At 61.6% G+C, this 21,124-nt stretch carries 17 protein-coding genes and 1 CRISPR repeat array (1 of these 18 only partly in view); of the genes, 15 read left to right on the top strand and 2 right to left on the bottom strand.

What is annotated here, in order from left to right; all coding sequences use genetic code 11:
- Nucleotides 1-181 precede the first annotated feature (181 nt).
- Together F8E02_RS09495 and F8E02_RS09500 are read left to right on the top strand one after the other, a co-directional pair.
- The gene (locus F8E02_RS09495) at nucleotides 182-1,900 is read left to right on the top strand and encodes a PAS domain-containing protein (protein ID WP_317065293.1); all 1,719 of its coding nucleotides are present in this window, start codon (nucleotides 182-184) and stop codon (nucleotides 1,898-1,900) included.
- 90 nt (nucleotides 1,901-1,990) lie between these two features.
- Nucleotides 1,991-2,173 carry a hypothetical protein gene (locus tag F8E02_RS09500; RefSeq protein ID WP_317065294.1) on the top strand — a complete coding sequence of 61 codons (183 nt, stop codon included), beginning with the start codon at nucleotides 1,991-1,993 and terminating at the stop codon, nucleotides 2,171-2,173.
- Between the two features lie 115 nt (nucleotides 2,174-2,288).
- Here the strand turns inward: F8E02_RS09500 and F8E02_RS09505 are convergent, their stop codons facing one another.
- Complete coding sequence (locus tag F8E02_RS09505) at nucleotides 2,289-2,975, bottom strand: peptidase associated/transthyretin-like domain-containing protein (protein ID WP_317065295.1); 687 nt, start codon at nucleotides 2,973-2,975, stop codon at nucleotides 2,289-2,291.
- Nucleotides 2,976-3,276: 301 nt separating this feature from the next.
- On the opposite strand from F8E02_RS09505, the gene F8E02_RS09510 reads away from it, so the two are divergent.
- Together F8E02_RS09510 and F8E02_RS09515 are read left to right on the top strand one after the other, a co-directional pair.
- A complete protein-coding gene (locus F8E02_RS09510; protein WP_317065296.1) occupies nucleotides 3,277-4,809 on the top strand; it encodes a transglutaminase-like domain-containing protein in 1,533 nt (510 codons plus the stop codon).
- Between the two features lie 208 nt (nucleotides 4,810-5,017).
- Nucleotides 5,018-5,749, top strand: a complete 732-nt coding sequence (locus F8E02_RS09515) for a formate dehydrogenase accessory sulfurtransferase FdhD (RefSeq protein WP_317065297.1) — start codon at nucleotides 5,018-5,020, stop codon at nucleotides 5,747-5,749.
- Nucleotides 5,750-5,809: 60 nt separating this feature from the next.
- On the opposite strand, the gene F8E02_RS09520 is transcribed toward F8E02_RS09515, so the two are convergent.
- Nucleotides 5,810-8,446: an aminotransferase class V-fold PLP-dependent enzyme gene (locus F8E02_RS09520; protein ID WP_317065298.1), complete on the bottom strand. Its 2,637-nt coding sequence runs from the start codon at nucleotides 8,444-8,446 to the stop codon at nucleotides 5,810-5,812.
- A 265-nt stretch (nucleotides 8,447-8,711) separates the two neighbouring features.
- On the opposite strand from F8E02_RS09520, the gene F8E02_RS09525 reads away from it, so the two are divergent.
- The 11 genes from F8E02_RS09525 (at nucleotide 8,712) to cas2e (ending at nucleotide 20,374) form a co-directional block, all read left to right on the top strand.
- Nucleotides 8,712-9,020: a DUF1894 domain-containing protein gene (locus tag F8E02_RS09525; protein ID WP_317065299.1), complete on the top strand. Its 309-nt coding sequence runs from the start codon at nucleotides 8,712-8,714 to the stop codon at nucleotides 9,018-9,020.
- A gap of 229 nt (nucleotides 9,021-9,249) precedes the next feature.
- On the top strand, nucleotides 9,250-9,879 hold the full coding sequence (locus tag F8E02_RS09530) for a DUF47 domain-containing protein (RefSeq protein WP_317065300.1): 630 nt from the start codon (nucleotides 9,250-9,252) through the stop codon (nucleotides 9,877-9,879).
- A gap of 5 nt (nucleotides 9,880-9,884) precedes the next feature.
- The gene (locus F8E02_RS09535; protein WP_317065301.1) at nucleotides 9,885-11,069 is read left to right on the top strand and encodes an inorganic phosphate transporter; all 1,185 of its coding nucleotides are present in this window, start codon (nucleotides 9,885-9,887) and stop codon (nucleotides 11,067-11,069) included.
- Nucleotides 11,070-11,508: 439 nt separating this feature from the next.
- Entirely contained in the window at nucleotides 11,509-14,220 is a 2,712-nt protein-coding gene (gene cas3 / locus F8E02_RS09540; protein WP_317065302.1) for a CRISPR-associated helicase Cas3', read from the top strand.
- Between the two features lie 213 nt (nucleotides 14,221-14,433).
- Nucleotides 14,434-16,068 carry a type I-E CRISPR-associated protein Cse1/CasA gene (gene casA, locus F8E02_RS09545; RefSeq protein WP_317065303.1) on the top strand — a complete coding sequence of 545 codons (1,635 nt, stop codon included), beginning with the start codon at nucleotides 14,434-14,436 and terminating at the stop codon, nucleotides 16,066-16,068.
- Nucleotides 16,065-16,571 (top strand): type I-E CRISPR-associated protein Cse2/CasB, encoded by a 507-nt coding sequence (casB, locus tag F8E02_RS09550; RefSeq protein WP_317065304.1) that lies wholly within the window; start codon nucleotides 16,065-16,067, stop codon nucleotides 16,569-16,571. Before casA ends, casB begins: the two co-directional genes overlap by 4 nt.
- 21 nt (nucleotides 16,572-16,592) lie before the next feature.
- Nucleotides 16,593-17,696 carry a type I-E CRISPR-associated protein Cas7/Cse4/CasC gene (gene cas7e, locus F8E02_RS09555; protein ID WP_317065305.1) on the top strand — a complete coding sequence of 368 codons (1,104 nt, stop codon included), beginning with the start codon at nucleotides 16,593-16,595 and terminating at the stop codon, nucleotides 17,694-17,696.
- Entirely contained in the window at nucleotides 17,689-18,435 is a 747-nt protein-coding gene (gene cas5e / locus F8E02_RS09560) for a type I-E CRISPR-associated protein Cas5/CasD (protein ID WP_317065306.1), read from the top strand. The genes cas7e and cas5e overlap by 8 nt, the downstream gene beginning before the upstream one ends.
- Complete coding sequence (gene cas6e / locus F8E02_RS09565) at nucleotides 18,426-19,112, top strand: type I-E CRISPR-associated protein Cas6/Cse3/CasE (RefSeq protein WP_317065307.1); 687 nt, start codon at nucleotides 18,426-18,428, stop codon at nucleotides 19,110-19,112. The genes cas5e and cas6e overlap by 10 nt, the downstream gene beginning before the upstream one ends.
- Nucleotides 19,113-19,122: 10 nt before the next feature.
- Nucleotides 19,123-20,034 (top strand): type I-E CRISPR-associated endonuclease Cas1e, encoded by a 912-nt coding sequence (cas1e, locus tag F8E02_RS09570; protein WP_317065308.1) that lies wholly within the window; start codon nucleotides 19,123-19,125, stop codon nucleotides 20,032-20,034.
- Nucleotides 20,015-20,374: a type I-E CRISPR-associated endoribonuclease Cas2e gene (cas2e, locus tag F8E02_RS09575; protein ID WP_317065309.1), complete on the top strand. Its 360-nt coding sequence runs from the start codon at nucleotides 20,015-20,017 to the stop codon at nucleotides 20,372-20,374. The genes cas1e and cas2e overlap by 20 nt, the downstream gene beginning before the upstream one ends.
- Nucleotides 20,375-20,482: 108 nt before the next feature.
- Nucleotides 20,483-21,124: direct repeats of the CRISPR family, unit length 29 nt; unit sequence GCGTTCCCCATGTACGTGGGGATGAACCG; it runs 2,071 nt beyond the window's last position.

A 21,124-nucleotide genomic window follows, 5' to 3' on the forward strand; every position in this document is an offset into this window, starting at 1 on the left:
GTTGACAGGGCGCCCGGAAAGCCCGTTACCTTGCATGAAGGGTATTTATCGCCGGTGTGTTCCCCGGGTACGATGCTCCGGCCCCCGGGCGGGCGGGTGCGCTCTCTCTTTTGCCCGGAACCCGTCAACAACTCGATATGCAAAAAGATAGATATTTATATACTCCATATATGAGTAGTCGATGGTTTCCTGGTACGAGATGCTGACCCTGCTCTATTTCCTCGCCACTGCTACCGTGGTGCTTCTCGGGGCATTCATACTCGGAAAAAATGCTCATAGCCGTATCCACCAGATCTTCTTCCTTGCCTCGCTCACGTGGGCGTTCTGGGCGTTCAGCGAGTTCATGCAGCATACGCTGGAGGGCACGGCCGCCGCCGATCCCTGGATCGCGGCGGAGGCGATCTGGATCCTCGATACCGCCGTAGCCCTTCACTTCATCCTCCTGTTCGTAAAGAGCCCGTACCTCCACGCCTCCCGCACTCCCCGGGCGCTCGCCCCCCTCTACGTCCCGGCCATCGTATTCCTCTGCGTCGTCTGCTGCACGGATCTCTTCATAGCCGCGCTCGCGCCGGCCTCCCCGGGACTGGATGGGCTGGCCGCCGGAGACCTCGTCGTTCTTCTCGCCTATCTCTGGGCACTCATCTGCGCCGGGATCGGCTGGATTCTCTGCATCCGGTACGTGCTGCGGACCCCGGCCGGGGGAGAACGGCGGCAGGCCGCCCTCGTCGCCATCGGCCTGACCGTTCCGGTGATCTCCGGCTTCTCGTACCTGGCGTCGGACGCGGTGCCGTGGCTCATGGTCTTCGAGCTCCCGCCGGTCACCGCGCTCTGGTTCTCGCTCTTCGTCGGGTACGCGATCTGGAAACACGGGCTCTTCATCATCACGCCGCAGACGACGGCCGATACCATCATATCCACGATGAACGACGGGCTGCTCCTCCTCGACGACCACAACCGCGTTCTCGAGACGAATGCGGCGCTGACGACGATGCTCGGGCGCGACCGCCCCGACCTGATCGGCATTCCGGCGGAGACGCTCTTCTCCAACCGGCTGGAGGCCGCGGATATATTCTCGGCCGTCCTTACGGCCGGATCGGTTCCTGACCGCGAGACCGTCCTGCAGCGGAGGGACGGCCGGCCGCTCCCGGTCAGCCTCTCCGGTGCCGCCGTCGGGAACGACGACGGAGGGGTTGCCGGGATCGTGATGATCGTCCGGGATATCGCGGAGCGGAAAATGCACGAGAACGCTCTCTCCGAGTCGAACAGGAAACTCGCGCTCCTCTCGAGCATCACCCGGCACGACCTTCTGAATCAGGTCATGGTCATCCGCGGCCACCTCCACTTCGCGTCGGAAGATACGGAGGACGCCGCCGTCCGTGACCGGCTCGCGAAGTGCGACGCGGCGGCCGCACTCATCCAGCAGCAGGCCGAGTTCACCCGCGACTACCAGGACCTCGGCCAGCAGTCCCCGGTCTGGCAGAAGGTCAGTTCCGTCGTGGCGGCCGAGGCTGCTGCATTCCGGGGAGTACCGGTCACGATCCGCGCCGATACCGACGGCACGGAGATCTATGCGGACCCCCTCTTCTCCAGGGTCGTCTACAACCTCATCGACAACGCGCTCCGCCACGGCGGGAACGTGACGGCGATCTCCTTCTCGGTCCGGCAGGATAACGGCTCTGCCATCCTTCGCTGCGAGGACAACGGGGAGGGGGTCCTGCCCGGAGAGAAGGAGGGACTGTTCCGGTGGGGCGTCGGCAGGAATACGGGCCACGGCCTCTTTCTCTCCCGCGAGATCCTCGCCATCACCGGAATAGAGATCCAGGAGACCGGCTCGCCCGGCAGCGGTGCGCGGTTCGAGATGCGGATCCCTGAGGGCAACATCAGGTACGGCGAGGCATAAACCCGGACAGACCCGCGAGGCCCGTGCTTCCGTGGAGCACGGCCACGTTCCTGGAAAGTATATAGGGCATCCGCCCGTTCCATTTAAGTGATGACGATGAATGCGTGGAGCGCAGCAATCCTCGGAACAGCCATCATCTGGGCGGCAGCCATCATGACCACGGCATTCCTGCTTCTCGGAACGGATTACTTCGGTCCGCTCATTCCCATCCTCGGCGGCGGAGCGGCGGGGAATCTCATCGTTCTTGCGGGGGCAAAGAGCATACGGGAGTAAGGCCCCTGCTGCCCGGGCGGGGACATGGGAATCCAGAGGAACCGGCATACCGGGAAACCCGGGTCTTATCTCCCCGTTCCGGGAAGACAGCAGCCGCGAAAAAGAGTGGGAGAGGTTAGTTGGTCTTTCTTCCCGCAACCAGCAGCAGTCCCACGATCAGCAGAGCACCGCCGGCCAGAGCCGGGGAGAGCGGCGACTTCTGGGTGGGAGCCGGCGCGGGGTTCATCGTCGCGTACAGGTCGATCGTCTCGCCCTTGGCGGGGTACCGGTCGACGGAGCCCGTATAGGTCGTGTAACCGTCCTTTGTCAGGGTGTAGGTCCTGTAGGGGGTCCCGGTCGTGTAGACCTGCACGGAGAGGATACTCTGGCTGATAGTACCCTTGACTTCGTTGTCGAACATGACCGTCGCGCCTTCAACATTGGAGTGGACGGTGTACCAGCCGACATCTCCTCCGATCAGCGTCGGCGGAACGGGTTCGGTCGGATTGAGAGTTGCGTAGAGGTCGAAGACCTCGCCCTTGCCGGGAACGGAGTTGACGCCGCTGTAGTAGGTGGCGTATCCGTCCTTCTCGACGCGGTACGTGCTGTAGGGAGCTCCGGTGGTGTAGACCGGGACGTACAGCACGCCGCCCTGGATCACGCCCTGGTACTCGTTGTCGAAGTAGACCTGTGCTCCATCCACGTTACAGTTGACTGCATACCATCCGTTGTCCCCGCCTACGGGCGGCTGAGCGCTCGAGGGGAGAACGATACAGCAGGCAACGACTAAAAAGATCAGGAAATTGCGTAAAATGCTCTGCATGGAAACCTCCGCTGTAATCAATAGATTCTTTTTTAATGGATATATCTTTCCCTATTATATCATCGTAGACGTGGCTTAATATTCGATTTCCTGTGGAAAAAGCGAGAAATATTTGAATTGGGGCCAACTGGCGCGCAGGGATATTTCACGCAAGGCATGGATGTGCATGGCAGCCCGGATGTGAGCAGCCGGCCACAGACGGGGAGATTGCCGTTCTGGAACCGGGCAATCTGCTAAACAATCCTGAAAACTACGGGGAATAACAGAAAGAGATATATATGCATCATCCACTTTCCCTTTTATGAATAGCAACGCAGTTACCGCTCTCCTGACAGTATCCGTCCTGCTCATCCTCTTTGCGGCCGGATGCACCGCTACGACGCAGGAGCAGGGAGCGCTCGACGCATCGGCTGCCTCTCCGGCCGATGAGGCCTATGCCCGCGGACTGGCAGAGTATGCGGACGCCAGGTACCGGGTCGCCGAAGAATGCTTTGCGGAGGCTTACGCCCTCTACACCGACGCCGGCGATTCTGACAGGGCACGGATAGCCCGCGATGCCATGTTCCGGACGAACAGGACGTACATCGAGTACCCGCTCGACAGACCGGCCGCGGAAGCGGCACTGCGGGAGAAGGTTCCCGGCATCGCCGACGAGGATATAGCCGACTGGCTGGAGAACCGTGCGCAGAAGATCGTCTCGGAGAACGAGACGCTGTACTTCTACGACGTCGCCGAAAACTACCTCTACGCGCACGTCGATCAGATGCAGAAGCAGAACGAGAGGGGGCTCGACTTCGACTACGTCGCCAGGTACGCCTGGTCGGAGAACCGGTCCGGAAAGACCGGCCCCTACGTGAACCCGGTGCATTATGCAGGTTTCGAGCGGCTTGAGGTCCCGTACGAGGCGCTTCCCTCGTCAGGAGTGCTGAAGATCTGGTTCCCGCTCCCGGTCGAGACGGATTCACAGAGAAACATCACCGTCACCAACCTCTCGTGCCCGGACTTCATCGTCGCCGGCCCGTTCACCACGGGCCCTATCGGCTACGTCTACTACGAGATCCCGGCCGGAGCGGTCAACGGAAACCTCGTTCTCTCGGCAGATATCGACTTTATCTCCTACGAGCAGATCTTTGACGAGATCGACCCTGCATTGGTCGGAGAGTACAACACGAGCGACCCCGAGTACGTGCTGTATACGGCATCCGAGCGGAACATCGAGATCACCGACGCCATACGCGAGAAGGCGCTCGCTATCGTCGGGAACGAGACGAACCCGCATCTCCGGGCGCAGATGATCTACCGCTACATCATCGAGACCTACCCCTACAGCCACGTCCCGCACCTCTCGCTCGACTCCCGCGAGCCGAAGGTCGCCGAGTCCACCCATATGTTCGAGACCGGCCACGGCGACTGCGGCACCCAGAGCACGCTCTTCTCTGCACTCTGCCGGTCGCTCGGCATCCCCGCCCGCGCCGTCGGCGGCTACCAGATGCTCATTGCCGAGACGCCCGGCACCCACTTCTGGGCGGAGTACTATCTGCCCGGCTACGGCTGGGTGCCGAACGACGTGACGGTCGCCGAGATTGCCGACTGGGTCGTCATTCCCGACGCGAAGCGTACTGCGTTCAAGGACTACTACGCCATGAACCTCGATCCCACGCGTTTCGTCATTCAGAAGGACGTCGACGCCCCGATGGACCCGGCCCTGCCGGAAGAGGCCGCCATCTTCAGGTTCGTCAGGCAGTATCCGGCGATCGTCTCCGATACGGCAGAATACGATCTGGATCTCTTCAGCTGGGACTGCTTCAGCGTCAGCCTTGCGGCTGTCGAGTGAAGGTCCCACTAACTACCTTTTTTGTGCTGCGGGTGCGGAGGCCGTTCCGATCCTCCAGGACGCAGGACTCTCGAACCTCCCTGCACGATGCTCCGCCCGCTTGCTGCCCGATAGTATCAGGTATTATGATGCCCTCCCGCACACTCTCTACACACGGAGGTTCCACATCGGGCACAGCCCGATGCCGACAATCTGCGGAGTGAGGAGCATGTTCAAGAGAATCACCTGTACCCGTATCGACGGCGGCCAGATCGTTCGGGATGCCGCCGGGGAGGCGCCGGCGGCGATCTTCGTCAACGGCAGGCACCTGACGACCGTGATCCTGAGCCCCGGGGGGTTTCAGGACTTTATCACCGGCTACCTCTACACGGAAGAGCTCATCAGAGGCGTCGACGAGATCGAGTCGGTCAGGGTCGAGGAGAACCGGATCAGCGTCCTCACAAAGAACCCCTTCCGGAGAGGAAGCGTCAAGAAGACGATCCTCTCCGGGTGTGGCGGGGCCGTTTCCTACATCGACACGCAGAAGTTGCCCTCAATCGACTCGGACCTCACGGTATCCGTCCCGGAGATCGCGGCCGCCGTGGCCGCTCTCCCCGCGCCCGGCATGCTCGACGCGGTCGCCCTTGTATCCGGGGGCCGGATCGTCGCCTGCTCCGAGGATCTCGACCGGCATAACGCCCTCGACCGGGTGATCGGCCGGGGGCTGCGTGACGGTCTCGACTTCTCCCGGACGCTCGCCGTCGGCACCGGGTCTGCCACCTCCGAGATGGTCCGCAAATGCCTGGTGGCGAAGATCCCGGTGCTGATCACCACCGGACCCCCGACGGCTCTCGCCGTGAAGATCGGCGAGGAGACCGGGCTCTGCATCGTCGGGTCCGCGGGAACCCCGGAGATGGCGGTCTATACGCACCCGGAGAGGATAGCCGGGATAAGTGCGTGAGCGCTCCTGACGGGGTGCCTCAAGAAAATTCTGATCGAAAAGAACTGCTGCCGGGGGACCTCACCGGCCCCGGCTGATCTCGTCGACGGCCGCGACGAGGAGGTCGATCTCCTGCTCTGTCGTGAAGGCCGCCATGCTCGCCCGCACCGTCCCGTTCGGGAGGTTCAGGTGCTCCATGAGCGGCTGGCAGCAGTGGTGCCCCGACCGCACCAGGATATCCGCCTCCTCGTCGAGGAGCTGTGCTGCCTCCTGGGGGTGGACGCCGTCGATGGTGAACGAGACGACGCCGATCCGGGACCCGGGCTTCCGGCCGGCATAGACCGTGACCCCGTCGAGCGCGGAGAGCCCCGCGATGAGCCGGGCGGTCAGGCGCTCCTCGTGCCGCCGGATCCGGTCCATCCCGATCGCCGAGAGGTAGTCCACGGCGACGCCGAGGGCGATCCCGCCGCCGACGTTCGGTGTCCCGGCCTCGTAGCGCTGGTAGCCGTCCGCCGGGACGAAACCTTCGGCGGTTACGTTCTCGACCATGCCCCCGCCGAGGACCGGGGGTTCGAGGAGTGCCTCGCGCATCCAGAGAACCCCGGTCCCGGTCGGCCCGAAGATCTTGTGCCCCGAGAAGCAGAGGAAGTCGCAACCGAGGTCTGAGACGTCGAGCGGCATGTGCGGCGCGGACTGTGCGGCGTCCAGGAGGAGGAGCGTGCCGTGCTCCCGGCAGATCCGGGCGATCTCCGCAACAGGCGTCGTCACACCGAGGACGTTCGAGGCGTGGCTGACCGCAACGAGCCGGACGCCCCCGGCAACCGCTTTCTCGAGCGCTGCAAGGTCGAGCGCGTAATCGGCATCGATCCCGATCACGTCGAGTCCGACCCCATGCTTTGCAAGCGCTCTCCAGGGCAGGAGGTTTGAGTGGTGCTCGAGGATGGTGGTCGCCACGCGGTCGCCCGGCTTCCAGGAGAGGCCCTGCGCGACCATGTTGATCGCGTCCGTGGCGTTCTTCGTAAAGACCGTGATCCCGGCCTCACCGCCGACGAACCGGGCCACCTTCTCGTGGGCGTGCCAGTAACGCTGCGTGGCGATCCGGGTCAGGCGGTGGACGCCGCGGCCGACGTTGGCGCGGTAGCGGTGCTCGAACTCGACGAGCGCCTCCACGACCGGCTCCGGCGAGAAGCTCGTCGCCGCGTTGTCCAGGTAGACGATATCGCCGAGGATCGGGAAGTCCTTCCGGATCTCGTCGGGAGTAAACTCATTCTTTGCCGGTGCCGCCGGCTCACGGGTTTTTATTGCCTTCGTCGTTGCCACTTCCGCTCTCTTCGTTACCGGGGCCGCCTTCAGGGTGAAGTCCTCGTTGACGGGGATGCCGCGGTCCCTGCAGATCTCGCGCATCTTCGGGGGCAGCGCCCGCCACCGCCAGAGTCCCCACCGGTGATAGGCGTCCGGCAACCCATTCTTCTCCGCCCACCGGATAAGGAATTCGTCCCAGCGATCCGTCAGGGCCGGGTGCATCCGGCGGAGGTCTTCGTACTCGCTCTCGAGCACCGCCGGGCAGAGGTAGCAGCCGATCCGCTCAAGGCCCTTCTCGTAGAGCGGGTTCATCGGGGCCTCCTGCCACCAGAGGTAGAGGTAGACCTCGAGCGCCCGCCAGCTCCGGATCGGCGAGACGTTCAGCTGCATGGGGTTTGCCGGGTTCTGGCTCGTCTCGTCGAGTTCGGCACGGTTCCAGGACTCGTACCAGCGGTTCCCCTGGATGGTGACGCAGGGGCCGGTCTCGGCGAGGTAGATCTTCAGGGGGTGGAGTTTTAAGAGCTTGCAGCACCAGCGGTTGTCCTTCCCCGGCGGCCCCGCCTTCTCGACCGCCTGGAAGAAGTCGCCGCCCTTCCTGATGATCTCGACCCCCTGCGACGCCACGAACTCCACGGTCTCGGGGAGTTCGATCCCGGTATCGATGAAGAACGCCTTATCGATCCCCGCCTTTCGGGCGAGGTGGAGGACGGCGGTGCTGTCCTTCCCGCCGGAGAACGAGACGTTCGCGCACGGCCGGTCGTTGATGTGCTTCTTGATGGTCCGTATCGCGTTCCGCTCCAGGTTCTTTAAGTGGTAGCGGTTCTTCTCGATCACCACGTCCCAGTCCGGGTCGGGCCGGGTGCGGGGCGAGACGGGGGCGAGCTCCTTGACCCGGATCTGCCCGTCCCTGACGATACCGGTCCCGAACCGGTTCTTGTAGGAGACGATGACCGTCCCGTCTGGCACGGGGCTCTTCAGGGGAAATCGTTTCCCGCCGATGCGTCCCTTATGGGCGCTCACGGCCGCCTCGGCCTCGAGGTCGACGACCCCGCGCGTCGCGTACGGCAGTATATACGGGAGCGCTTCGGGGGCGATATCAAGGCTGAACTTCCGGGCGACCGGGTCGAACGTGAGCCAGCCGAACCGGTCGCCATGCGCGATCACGAGGTCGGCCCGGTCGGCGCCGCCGGTCTTGTTCAGGAGCACGACCTTCTGCAGCGGAAGATCGCCGAACCGTTCGGCAAGGAGGCTCCGGATGAGGGCCATATCCGCCGCGAGTGCAGGCCGGAGATCGTAGGGCTGCAGGAGCGCTATCTCCCTGACTCTCGCTCCGCAGGCGCAGGTGCGCCCGATGAGAGGGACGTTGCACTGGTCGCACCAGTAGAGGACTTTCTTCACTGCCGGTTCGCGTATCACGTAAAGAATACTTGGTTGCTGCAGACATTAAGTGAACCGGTGATGCAGGGGCGCCGGAGATCGTCCGGATCCCGGCCCGGGCCGATATCGGGGTCGCACCGGGCCGTCGGTGGCGATCGCGCCCGTCCGGTGACCCTGCGGCTGCCATGGCGCCGCACCTGCTTCTACGCGGTAGAGGCACGCAGAGGGTGCCGCAGTCTGCCCCGGATCTCGCCGGCGGGTACCTGGCACAACATTTATTCGTTTATAGGCGAACAATGTGTGTATGCCATCGCGTTGCGTGAACAACCTCGGTGGGAAGGTGCTCCTCCAGGACGTAACCCCTGATCAGGTGAACGACTACGTGCGCAAGCACTGCAAGGAGTACTATGAGATCCCTCCGGGTTTTGTCTTCCGGGACATCCGGATGCTCTTAAAGTCCCCCATGCTCGTCGGCCTCCAGATCCGGAAGCAGAGAGTCCTTCTGCCGTTCACGAAGCCCTGCCCCGGCTATGGGACGGTGCTCTACGAGATCGCGGCAAAGGAGGCAGACCTCGACTTCATCCGCAACAACCTGGTGAAGGTCTCCGGGTGAGAAGAGCGGTCCGCTTCGGAGTCCACGATAGGCAGGTACGGCGGTGGTTCGGGGCCGTATCTGCAGGGCGACAGGGCGGTGGGTCTGAACCCCTCCGGGAATGGGCCGATGCGCCCGGCAGGGCAATCGCCTCTTTTTTTCCACTCAGTTTCACTGAATTCTGCTCTCCGGAAGACCTGCTGATCGATCGCTATATATCCCCTGAATTGAAAGACTTATAGCGATCATTGTGGGCATTAAAGAGTGGGTAGTCCCTCAGGATAAGATTTTTTTTGATCTCTTCGACCGTATGGCCGCGACTGTCGTTTCAGCCGCCGATCTGCTCGTGGAGTTCGTTGAGAACTTTGAGAACGTGAAAGAGCAGTGTCACCGGATGAAGGAGATCGAGCACCAGGGAGACGAGATCACGCACCAGATCTACGAGCAGCTGAACCGGACGTTCATCACACCGCTCGAGCCCGAAGAGATCTCTCGCCTTGCGTCGGCACTGGACGACATCCTCGACTACATCGACGGCACCGCGCAGCAGATGTACAGCTACGGCATCACCGAGACCGATGACTCGATGATCCAGCTGGCAAAACTGATCCAGCTCAGCGTCGTCGAGATCGAGAAGGCCGTCACCGGCATCCGGACAATCAAGCATCCGAGCCTGATCGAGGAGCGGTGTATCGAGGTGAACCGCCTGGAGAACGTCGCGGACAACGTCCTCGGTCACGCTATCAGGGACCTCTTCAAGACGGGGGATGCGATCACCATCATCAAACTCAAGGACATCTATGAGAACCTCGAGATGGCGACCGATAAGTGCGAAGACGTTGCGAATGTCCTGAGTGACATAGCCATCAGACACTCCTGACCGCTATGGACCCGATCATCATCCTCGGTATTTCCCTCGCCCTCCTCTTCAATTTTTCAAACGGTTTGAACGACGCCGCAAACGCGATCGCCACCATCGTCGCGACCAAGGCCCTGACCCCCCTGCAGGCGGTCCTCCTCGCGGGGGTCTTCAACCTCCTCGGTCCTCTCCTCTTCACCACGGCGATCGCAGCGACGATCGGGAAGGGGATCGTCGATCCGTCGTTCCTTACGCCGGCGCTGATCCTCATGGCCCTGCTCGGGGCGGTAATATGGGTCCTTGCGACCTCTCTCCTCGGGATCCCGGTATCGAGCAGCCACGCCCTGATCGGGGGGCTTCTTGGCGCCGGCATCGCGGGCGCGGGAGCCGGAGCGGTCCTCTGGCCCTCCTCGACCATGGTCGCGCAGACCCTGACGTTCGGGCTTGTCGGCATCGTCCTCGGTGCGATCGTCACGGGGGCGTTCGCATACCGGAAGGGTGAGTTCAAGCCGTGGAACCTCCTTGTCGGCGGGCTCATCGGACTGACGGCGGCCATCCCGCTCGCCATCGCGACCGGGTTCCTGAAGATCAGCGGCATCCTCGCGGTCGTCCTCTTTATCTTTGTCTCCCCTACGCTCGGATTCATCGTCGCATTCGTCTTCGGTACCGCCGTCGTCCGTACCTTCCGCAACTATGCCCCGCGGCGCCTGACGGGCACCTTCCGGAACCTCCAGGTCTTCTCGGGGTCGCTCCAGGCGATCGGTCACGGCGGCAACGACGCCCAGAACGCGATGGGGATCATCACCGCCATGCTCCTTGCCGGCGGGCTGATCTCCGAGTTCGCCGTCCCGCTCTGGGTGATCCTCGCGTCTTCGCTTGCCATCTCCACCGGCACCCTCCTCGGAGGCTGGCGGGTCATCGACAAGATGGCGAACAAGATCACGAGGATCCGGCCCTACCAGGGCTTCGCCGCGTCGACATCTGCAGGGAGCGTCCTGTCGCTGATGAACGTCTTCGGCGTCCCCGTCTCGACGACCCATGCGACGACCGGCTCGATCATGGGCGTCGGCGCAACGCGTGGCTACTCGGCGGTCAAGTGGGGCGTGGTCCGCGAGATCCTCATCGCCTGGTTCCTGACGATCCCGGCGGCGGCGATTGTTGCCGGCGCGTGTGTCATTCTCGCCCGGTCTCTGGTGAGCGGGGTCTTCTGAGCGGGAACGGGACGGCGGCCGGGAGCGATCCCGGCCCGCTATGGCAGGTCCAACGCGAACCGCCCTGACGGCAGCAAAGGGTCCGTTAAGGACTTCAGCCATTCGAGATTCTTTATCTCCAGAATGGTCGCACCCACCCGATGCCTTGACGTGCCGACGGAAGAGTTAAGTCAATTATATACCCGGACGATGAATATTAGCAATGTTCCCCATCATATGGGGATAAACCGATATCATACAACAAAGTCGTCTTCGATCTTTCAAGTTCCCCATCATGTGGGGATGATCTGCGCTGGCAGGGGAGATTCATCCTCCTCCTGACCGGTACAATCCGGGTATCCCTTCCAGGTCGGCTTCTATGGGTGAAAAGGGGCTCTGCGGACGTTTCTTCAAACCGGCAGATTTATCCTCGCCGGCCCTGACTTGAAAACTTATTGCTATGGCTTCTTCCAGAACCGAAGATATCCACCGCTACTGGGGCAAGTATGCCACAAACGATGGCCTTGTATGGCACCTGCTCCCCTATCACTGCCTGGATGTCGCAGCGGTCGGTAATGAACTGCTCAGGAGAGATGACCAGGTATTCCAGAAGACCGTCGGGGCGGTTCCTCTCCGTGATGAGTATGTCTGTTCGCTCATTCTATTCTTCCTTGCCGTTCACGACGTCGGGAAATTCTCCGAACGGTTCCAGGGCCTCAACACTGCACTCCAGTCCGGTCTTCAGGGTAGCGCCTGTCATATGCCATACAGTCATCACCATAGCACGATGGGCATGCTCGTCTTCATGCGGGAGATCTGGCCACAGATGCTGGATGAACATCGGCTTAGGGCAGATCGCGATGAGGATCCATTCGATCTGGAGGATCTCTTCCTTCCCTGGATACGGGCGGTGACTGGGCATCACGGGAAGCCCGTCACTGACAGCGGCACACTCTCTGACCTCTTCAGCCCGGCAGACCGGGAGGCAGCATGCGGGTTCGCACGGGCCTGCTCCGATCTGTTTCTTTCAGAGACTCCAGAAGAGCCGATCCGGTATTCAACCGAGTTGCACGAGGCTTTCACCCGAATATCCTGGCTGATCGCCGGGTTGGCTGTTTTAAGCGACTGGATAGGATCGGACTCCAATATATTCGAGTATCGCCGGGATCCGATGCCTCTTGACGAGTACTGGCAGCACTATGCCGTACCACGGGCGAAAGAGGCGGTTGCCAGGGCGGGCGTCCTGCCATCCCTCGTGGCTCCCTTTCTGGGGATAGCATCTTTCCTTCCGGAAGGTGCAGTTCCTACACCTCTGCAGGAAGCCGCCGCGGACTGTGAACTGGCAGAGGGGCCCTGCCTCTTTATCATTGAGGATGTCACCGGGAGCGGAAAGACCGAGGCCGCACTTGCACTGACACATCGCCTCATGGAGCGCGGATCTGCCGAAGGCGTCTTCATGGCGTTGCCGACGATGGCTACCGCGAATGGCATGTACAGGCGATTCACGGAGAAGTACCGGCAATTTTTCGTTGATGGGGAACATCCCTCGCTACTCCTCTCCCACAGTGCAAGGAACCTCTCCAACCTCTGGCGCCAGTCTATCGGCCCGCAAACCGACAAGGTTGCCTCCCCTCCCGGGGAAGAAGCGGGATCGGTCGAATGTGCTGCCTGGCTTTCAGACAACCGCAAGAAATCTCTCCTCGCTGATATCGGCGTCGGCACTATAGATCAGGCACTCATGGCCGTGATGCCGCTCCACCACCAGTCGCTCCGCCTGCTCGGTCTCGCCCGGCATGTACTGGTTGTGGATGAGGTGCATGCCTACGACGAGTATATGAACACCCTCCTTGAACGGCTATTGCAGTTCCACGCCGCTTTTGGCGGCAGTGCTATCCTGCTCTCGGCGACGCTTCCGATCAGACTCCGGGAGCGATTCGTCGCCGCTTACCGCTCAGGTCTTCAGATGCCGGCAACGCCGACACAGGAGGCCGCCTTTCCCCTGATGACAATGACATCCTCACAGGGCGTAGACGAAAGACAGGTACAGGCGAATACTCTTTCCCAGAAGACCGTTGTGGTTGAACTCACCGATAGTGAGACTGATGTAGAGGCCTATCTTGAGCGTGCTCTTCGGGATGGGCATTGCGCCTGCTGGATACGGAATACCGTTATCGATGCGGTCGAGACGTACGAGCGCCTCGCCGCACGCTGGGGAGACGAGCACGTCAAGCTCTTTCATGCCCGATTCACTACTGGCGATCGCCAGAGGATTGAGGATGATGTGCTGGCATGGTTCGGGAAGCAGAGCACAGATGCCAGCCGCAGAGGGAAGATTCTGGTAGCAACACAGGTCGTTGAACAGTCGCTGGATATTGACTTCGATGCGATGGCTACGGATCTTGCGCCCATCGACCTGATCATCCAGCGGGCCGGGAGACTCCACCGGCACAGGGAGAGGAGAAGCGGAACTCCTGAAACGCCCGCCCTGCTCGTCCTCTCTCCCCCTCCAGTTGAGAATCCGGAAAGAGACTGGTTTACGAGCGTGTTCCCCCGAGCAGGGAGGGTATACGAGAAACACGGGCAACTCTGGCTCACCGCCCGTCTGCTTGCCGCCCGGAAACTGATTGTGATGCCTGATGACGCCCGGTCGCTGATCGAAGGTGTCTTTGGAGACGCGGTGCAGGCATCCGTTCCTGAAGCCCTCAAAGTCTGGGAGGTACAGGCAGATGGAAAAGACCGGGGACATGCGGCGCTGGCACAGATCAACGCACTGCGGCCACAGACAGGGTATGCGGACCTGCACGGCCAGTGGGAGGATGACAGCCGGACGCCTACCCGACTTGGGGAGGCGAGTGTCACCGTCGTGCTGGCCTGTGGCGACCGGGCCGGACTTCGGCCGTGGAATGGTGCAGAGGGAGCCACCTGGGAAGGGAGTCTGGTCTCGGTGAGGGAGTCTCTGATAGCAGGCCCCATCCACTATTCGGTGGATGAAGAGCGTGAGATCGCGCGTGTAAAGCCGCTCCTGCCCGGCAGGGGGGAGGGAAGCATCCTCATTCCCCTGACCCATGTTGCAGGCGGGACATGGGAGGGGCGCGCACGGAATCGGAAGGACAAAGAGGTGATCGTCACCTACGATTCAAAGATCGGCCTGCAAATTCGGGATGGGCGATGATAATAACCCCTCAGATATCTCTTATTTTTGATTTAGCCCCCATATCCTTCCAGAGAGCCTTAAGGGCCTTTCAGAGCGACCCGATCGGAAGGTATAAGATATCTTATAATAAGTATTCCCGTGAGCGTTGTCGTACCGTTCCAATCCTGTCATACGTGAGAGTACCTCCCGGTTGATTGGTGCAGAGTGGTCAGGCAATGCAGGTGAACAGACATGGTCAATCTCATCGATGATCCATGGATACCCGTCGTGCGAAGGGACGGTACACGGGAGAGGGTCGCCCCCTGGGAGATTACCGGAGGGACCGAGCCCGTGATCCGGCTGGATGCGCCCCGGCCGGACTTCAACGGGGCGCTTATCCAGCTCCTTATCGGCCTTACGCAGATGGCAATTCCCCCTGGTGACAACCGGGACTGGAGACGGCGGTTCAAGACGCCGCCACCTCCGGGTGAGTTAAAAGAAGCGTTTACGCCGTACTCCCACGCTTTCAATTTTGACGGTGATGGCCCGCGGTTTATGCAGGACTATGATCTCAACGAGGGTGTAGAGAGCTCCATAGACCGACTGTTGATGGAGATGCCCGGAGAGCAGACGCTGAAGTTGAATACCGATCATTTCCTGAAGCGCGGGACAGTCAACCGGATCTGCCGGGACTGCTGTGCAATGGCTCTCTTTACGCTCCAGACAAATGCTCCGTCCGGCGGCCGGGGGCACCGAACATCGCTCCGGGGCGGAGGGCCGCTGACCACGCTGGTCACAGGCACAACCCTGTGGGAGACCGTCTGGCTGAATGTTCTTTCCCGGGATCAGTTCGAGATTCTCGGTAATGTCGCCAGAACTGCCGACCCCGACCGGTTCCCCTGGATGGGGCCGACCCGCACCAGCTCCCGGAACGAGACAACATCTCCGATCGATGTGCATCCGGCGCAGGTCTTCTTCTCCATGCCCCGCAGAATCCGGATCGACTTTGATCGTCCGGAGTCAGGGAACTGCGATATCTGCGGTTGCGGATCGGACCACCTTGTCTCACAATACTCCACAAAGGATAGCGGAGTGAACTACAAGGGGGGCTGGAAACACCCGCTTACGCCGTATTACCAGCCAAAGAACGCCGAAGAACCTCTACCGAAGCATGGGCAGGCAGACGGAATATCGTACAGAAACTGGCTCGGGCTTGTGCAGAATGATCCTGAGAGCCGTACGCAGCCTGCGCTGGGGGTCCAGGTCTTCCGGAACGAAAGGCAACGCTTTCTGACCGATCATCTGGGCGGCTCGGCGCCGCTCTGGGCGTTTGGGTTCAAGACGGACAACATGAAGGTGGTCTGCTGGAACGAGAGCACGATGCCGCTGATCCATGTCGACGAGGCGGTCCGTGAACGATACGAAAGTGTTGTGACGGCCCTGATCAAGACTGCTGATCTCGTCGCTGGCAGCACCCGCAGTTGTATCCGGAAAGCACTCTTTGGAGACCGCAAAGATGCGGGCGGGAACATCCCCGAGGTCGATTCCCGGTTCTGGCAGGAGACGGAGAGCGAGTTTTACGCCGTGCTGGAGGCATTACGGGAGGCAATGGAGAGAGGTGAGGATACAACCTCCCTGAAACTACAGTGGCTTTCGAGCCTCTCTCGTGAGGCCGAGGCACTCTTCGATGTCTACTCGCAGGCCGACCTTATCGGTGTCGCGAATCCGCGAAGGATTGCCCTGTCCCGGCGCATGCTCAGGAACTACACCTCGCAGAGGAACAAGAAGATCCGTGATGCGCTCGATCTCCCCAAAGACCCTGAAGACGGCGATGCAAAGCCCGGGAGAACCCGAAAGCGCTCCGTAAGTCAAGGTGAACACCCATGAAACAGACGCAATATATCTCGTTTATGAACAACCCGGACGCCAGGTCGGTTCTGATCGAATGGTGGGCGAGTCTGGATCACGCCCGTGGGGATCGGGCGGCGCTCAGGCGTTGCAGGAGCAGCCAGGAGGTGGCATTTGTCCCGGCGTTCCACCGGTTGCGCCGGAATCTCTCTGCGATTGCCCCCGTAGATGCTGAAAAACTTGCAGTGGTGGCCGGGATCCTTTCGCATGTGAAGGAGAACGACTACGCGCTCCGGTTCGCCCAGCAGATGGCGACATCGAAGAACGGCAGTGACCGTGCCCGGGTGAGCGGGCTGCGCTTCAGGCGGCTGCTCAAGATCGAAGACCACGACGACCTGTATGGTGCGGTAGTCCGGACCATCCGGCTTCTCGATGGCTCGCTGAACATTGCGAGCCTCGCGGATGGGATCTACTGGTGGAATGAGAGGACGAAGAACAACTGGGCGTTTGACTACTATGACAAAGCCCCGAATGAAGCCTAACTATCGATTGGAGGAGTTAACATGAGCGAATTTGTTCAATTACACGTGCTTGTATCGTACCCGCCGTCAAACCTGAACCGTGACGATCTCGGCAGGCCAAAGACTGCCGTCATGGGCGGCGCCCAGCGCCTGCGAGTCTCATCGCAGAGCCTGAAGCGGGCCTGGAGGACGTCGGATATCTTTGCCAGTACGCTTGCAGGGCACCTCGGCGTCAGGACAAAGGAGATGGGGACACTGGTTTATCGGTCCCTGACATCGGGCGTCAGCCTTGCAGAGATCCTCCGGGGGGCGAACGATGCACCTGCAACATTCCAGCCTGTCACCGAGGAGAAGGGCCGGAAGTGGGCATCCGAGATCGCCGGTATATTTGGAAAGCTGAAATCGGGCGAGAATGCCCTTGAGATCGAACAGCTTGCTCATTTCAGTCCCGAGGAGATCGCCGCTATTGACGCGCTGATCTTAAAACTGGCAGCCAGCGGAAAGGATCCTGACGAAGACGACAGAAAACTTCTAATGAAGCGGCACACCGCGGCAGATATCGCCATGTTTGGCCGGATGCTGGCGGCATCCCCGATCTACAACACGGAGGCAGCGGTGCAGGTCTCTCATGCGGTCACCGTACACCCGGTCGCAGTCGAGGATGACTACTTCACGGCGGTCGATGATCTCAACCGGGGCGATGAGGGTATGGGCGCCGGGCACCTCGGTGAGACGGAGTTCGCATCCGGACTCTTTTACCTCTACGTCTGTGTCAACCGCGATCTGCTGCGTGAGAACCTGGGTGGCGACGAAGCCCTTACGGGAGCTGCTCTCCGTGCCCTCGTCGAAGCGGCGGCAAAGGTTGCACCGACCGGCAAACAGAACAGTTTTGCATCCCGGGCGTATGCATCGTACCTGCTTGCGGAGAAGGGATGCCAGCAGCCCCGCTCGCTCTCGGTTGCATACTTAAAGCCGTTGCAGGACGCTGACCTGCTTGGCAGTGCAATCAACGCGTTGAAGGACACCCGGAACAAGATGGATGCGGTGTACGGGAACTGCAGCGACAGCTGGTGCGATATGAACGCGCATGCCGGAGAAGGGGCGCTGCAAGAGGTCCTGGATTTTGTGGCTGGTCACCATGCCTGAGTTCCTCGTCTTTCGCCTGTATGGCATGATGGCATCGTGGGGAGATATCGCGTTCGGGGAGTTCCGTCCGACCGCGGACCACCCATCCCGGTCCGCAGTCCTCGGGCTGCTTGCCGCGGCGCTCGGGATACGCCGTGACGAGGAGGAGCGGCTTTCCGCGCTCTCGAACGCTTACCGGATAGCGATCCGGGTGGATGCACCCGGAGTGCTGTTGCGGGACTATCATACGTCTCAGGTTCCTCCTGCAGGGAGAGGGCGAAAGAAGCACTCGTTTGCCACCCGGAGAGAGGAACTGGCGATGCCCCGCGAGGAGCTCTCGACAGTGCTTTCCACCCGTGATTATCAGTGTGATGCCGTATCGACGGTCTGTATCTGGCAGGGGTCCGATTCGGCCCCGTACTCGTTGAAGGATCTGGCGGCAGCCCTGAATAGTCCCGTGTTTGTCCTGTATCTCGGCAGGAAGTCCTGCCCGCCTGCTCTCCCGGTACATGCACAGGTCGCTGCCGGCGAGAACCTTGCGGCCGTGCTCTCGTCGGTGCGGTTCCCCGACAGCGATCTGCTCCGGGGTCTGCTTTGCGACGGGGATCTGCGGGTCTTCTGGGAAGGGGATCAGGATGTCGGTATCCCGGCGATCCACACGACCCTGCGGTACGACAATCCGTTGAGCCGGAAACGGTGGCAGTTCGGGAGCAGGGCCGAGCATTATGGTGTTTTACGGAGCAGGTCGCCATGTTCCTGAGCAGGATGCGGCTCCGGCCGGGTGCAGCCGGGAACCGTGAGTTCTGGCAGATGGTGGGAAGTGAGTACCAGGCGCATCATATGGTCTGGGACCTCTTCACCGACGGCCCCGACCGGGAGCGGGACTTTCTCTACCGGGTTGAGGAGAACGAAGGGATGCCCACGATCTACTCCGTCTGCGAGCGTGAACCGGTGAACCGGGGCGGAATGTGGACGATCGAGACGAAACTCTACGATCCGGCCCTTCGGACAGGGCAGCAGCTTGCGTTCGTACTCCGTGCGAATCCTGTCCGGACGAAGTGCGACGAGAAGGGGAAGCACCACCGCCACGATGTGGTGATGGAGGCGAAGACCCGGTTGAAGCAGCAGGGCAGGCCTCGCGAGGAGTGGCCGCCGGAGCCGGAGATTGTCCAGCAGGCAGGGTTTGCGTGGCTTGCGATGAAGGGCGAGGCGAACGGCTTTTCGGTAGCGGAAGGAGATGTCCGTGCGGACGGCTATATCCAGCGGCGGTTCCGGAAGCGCAAGGGACGCCACGAGATCAGCATCAGCACACTCGATTATACGGGCATCCTCACGGTTGCCGACCCGGAGAGGTTCAAGGCAGCCCTGTACAACGGGATAGGGCCTGCGAAAGGGTTTGGCTGCGGGATGATGATGGTGCGGCCGGCAGTGCGGTAGGGGAGGAGATATGCTCCCCCCGCTCAAGCCGATTGCCATCAAGGAGAGGATCTCCCTTCTGTTTCTTGAGAAGGGCGAACTGGACGTGCTCGACGGAGCCTTCGTGCTGGTGGATAAGAACGGGGTCCGCACCCAGATCCCGGTAGGGAGCGTCGCCTGCCTGATGCTCGAGCCGGGAACCCGGGTTTCGCACGCGGCGGTGGTGCTCGCCGCCAGGGTCGGTTGCCTGCTGGCCTGGGTCGGGGAGGCGGGGGTGCGTCTCTACGCTGCAGGGCAGCCCGGAGGCGCGCGATCGGACCGCCTGCTGTACCAGGCAAAGCTCGCGCTCGACGAGGAGGCACGGCTGAAGGTGGTACGGAAGATGTACGAGATCCGGTTTCAGGGCCCCGTCCCGTCCCACTACTCGGTGATGCAGTTACGGGGGATGGAAGGCGCCCGGGTACGGGAGCTCTACGTGCAGCTCGCGAGGAAGTACGGCTTTGAGTGGAAGGGGAGGAATTACGACTCCTCGAGCTGGGGGAGCGGCGACCTTCCGAACCGCTGCCTGAGCTCCGCGACGGCCTGCCTTTACGGGATCTGCGAGGCGGCGGTGCTTGCTGCGGGCTACGCGCCCGCAATCGGGTTCGTTCATTCGGGAAAGCCGCTCTCGTTCGTCTACGACGTTGCCGATCTCTTCAAGTTCGATACGGTTGTGCCGGTGGCGTTCCGGGTCGCCGCGGCGAACCCGTTCGATCCGGAGCGGGCCGTGCGGCTGGCGTGCCGGGACAGTTTCCGCGAGACGAGGCTCCTCCGGCGGATCATTCCCACCATCGAGGAAGTGCTGAAGGCGGGCGGAATCCCCATTCCGGAACCGCCTGACGACGCATTGAAGCCGGCGATCCCGGAAGAACGGGGGTTGAGCGATGCTGGTCATCGTGGTTGAGGCCGCCCCGCCCCGGCTCCGGGGCAGGCTGGCGGTCTGGCTCCTGGAGGTTCACGCCGGCGTGTACGTCGGGGACCTTTCGGTGAAGGTCAGGGAGATGATCTGGCAGCAGGTCGTCGCCGGGATCGAGGACGGCAGCGCCGTGATGGCCTGGAGCACCAATACCGAGCAGGGGTACGACTTCACGACGATAGGTAAGAACCGCCGCGTCCCGCTGGAACTGGACGGCGTGAAGCTGGTTTCGTTCCTTCCCGCTACAGGGGGTGGTTCCACCGGTGTTATTACCGATGAGGGTGAAGAGGATGGTATCGGATGTGGTTCGTTCGATGCTCCGGAGTGAGGCAGATGATGGTTATAGGCGGTTCCCTGATCCCTCACGGCGCTCTTTGTATCCTGTGCCCGGTTAGGTGGAAGTAACCTTCCACTGTTCTGGAATAAAAAGGGATGAGCGTTCCCCATGTACGTGGGGATGAACCGCAACAGGAAGGGGAGACTGCCAAGGGTACTAAGCGTTCCCCATGTACGTGGGGATGAACCGGTGAACGTGACCGCTGGCTCGCTGGTCTCGTAGCGTTCCCCATGTACGTGGGGATGAACCGCGCGCCAACGCCTTCGCGAGCCTCGCGCCCCTGCGTTCCCCATGTACGTGGGGATGAACCGGGGTGGATCGAGCGCAACGCCGCGACGCTGGAGCGTTCCCCATGTACGTGGGGATGAACCGAGCGTATCCTCGCCCGGACCCCGGTCGGTAACGCGTTCCCCATGTACGTGGGGATGAACCGATCATCGACGCCGGGTGGGGCTCGGCGGGATAGCGTTCCCCATGTACGTGGGGATGAACCGGTCATCATCGTGTTCGGGTCGGTGCGTCCGTCGCGTTCCCCATGTACGTGGGGATGAACCGTTCCCTGCCCCGGTGCCGAGGTTCGTGACCCGGCGTTCCCCATGTACGTGGGGATGAACCGTTGGCCTCACTCACGGAGGGTATGGAGGAGAAGCGTTCCCCATGTACGTGGGGATGAACCGCAGGCGTCGACGCGCCCGACCTCATCGAGCATGCGTTCCCCATGTACGTGGGGATGAACCGGGT

It is taken from the genome of Methanoculleus caldifontis (genome assembly GCF_032842345.1).
In the GTDB taxonomy this organism is placed as follows: Archaea; Halobacteriota; Methanomicrobia; order Methanomicrobiales; family Methanoculleaceae; genus Methanoculleus; species Methanoculleus caldifontis.

Bases quoted from the DNA above. Each gene is read 5' to 3' on its own strand.
- F8E02_RS09495 (WP_317065293.1), top strand. From the start codon at position 182: ATGGTTTCCTGGTACGAGATGCTGACCCTGCTCTATTTCCTCGCCACT.
- F8E02_RS09500 (WP_317065294.1), top strand. From the start codon at position 1,991: ATGACGATGAATGCGTGGAGCGCAGCAATCCTCGGAACAGCCATCATC.
- F8E02_RS09505 (WP_317065295.1), bottom strand. From the start codon at position 2,975: ATGCAGAGCATTTTACGCAATTTCCTGATCTTTTTAGTCGTTGCCTGC.
- F8E02_RS09510 (WP_317065296.1), top strand. From the start codon at position 3,277: ATGAATAGCAACGCAGTTACCGCTCTCCTGACAGTATCCGTCCTGCTC.
- F8E02_RS09515 (WP_317065297.1), top strand. From the start codon at position 5,018: ATGTTCAAGAGAATCACCTGTACCCGTATCGACGGCGGCCAGATCGTT.
- F8E02_RS09525 (WP_317065299.1), top strand. From the start codon at position 8,712: ATGCCATCGCGTTGCGTGAACAACCTCGGTGGGAAGGTGCTCCTCCAG.
- F8E02_RS09535 (WP_317065301.1), top strand. From the start codon at position 9,885: ATGGACCCGATCATCATCCTCGGTATTTCCCTCGCCCTCCTCTTCAAT.
- cas3 (WP_317065302.1), top strand. From the start codon at position 11,509: ATGGCTTCTTCCAGAACCGAAGATATCCACCGCTACTGGGGCAAGTAT.
- casA (WP_317065303.1), top strand. From the start codon at position 14,434: ATGGTCAATCTCATCGATGATCCATGGATACCCGTCGTGCGAAGGGAC.
- casB (WP_317065304.1), top strand. From the start codon at position 16,065: ATGAAACAGACGCAATATATCTCGTTTATGAACAACCCGGACGCCAGG.
- cas7e (WP_317065305.1), top strand. From the start codon at position 16,593: ATGAGCGAATTTGTTCAATTACACGTGCTTGTATCGTACCCGCCGTCA.
- cas5e (WP_317065306.1), top strand. From the start codon at position 17,689: ATGCCTGAGTTCCTCGTCTTTCGCCTGTATGGCATGATGGCATCGTGG.
- cas6e (WP_317065307.1), top strand. From the start codon at position 18,426: ATGTTCCTGAGCAGGATGCGGCTCCGGCCGGGTGCAGCCGGGAACCGT.
- cas1e (WP_317065308.1), top strand. From the start codon at position 19,123: ATGCTCCCCCCGCTCAAGCCGATTGCCATCAAGGAGAGGATCTCCCTT.
- cas2e (WP_317065309.1), top strand. From the start codon at position 20,015: ATGCTGGTCATCGTGGTTGAGGCCGCCCCGCCCCGGCTCCGGGGCAGG.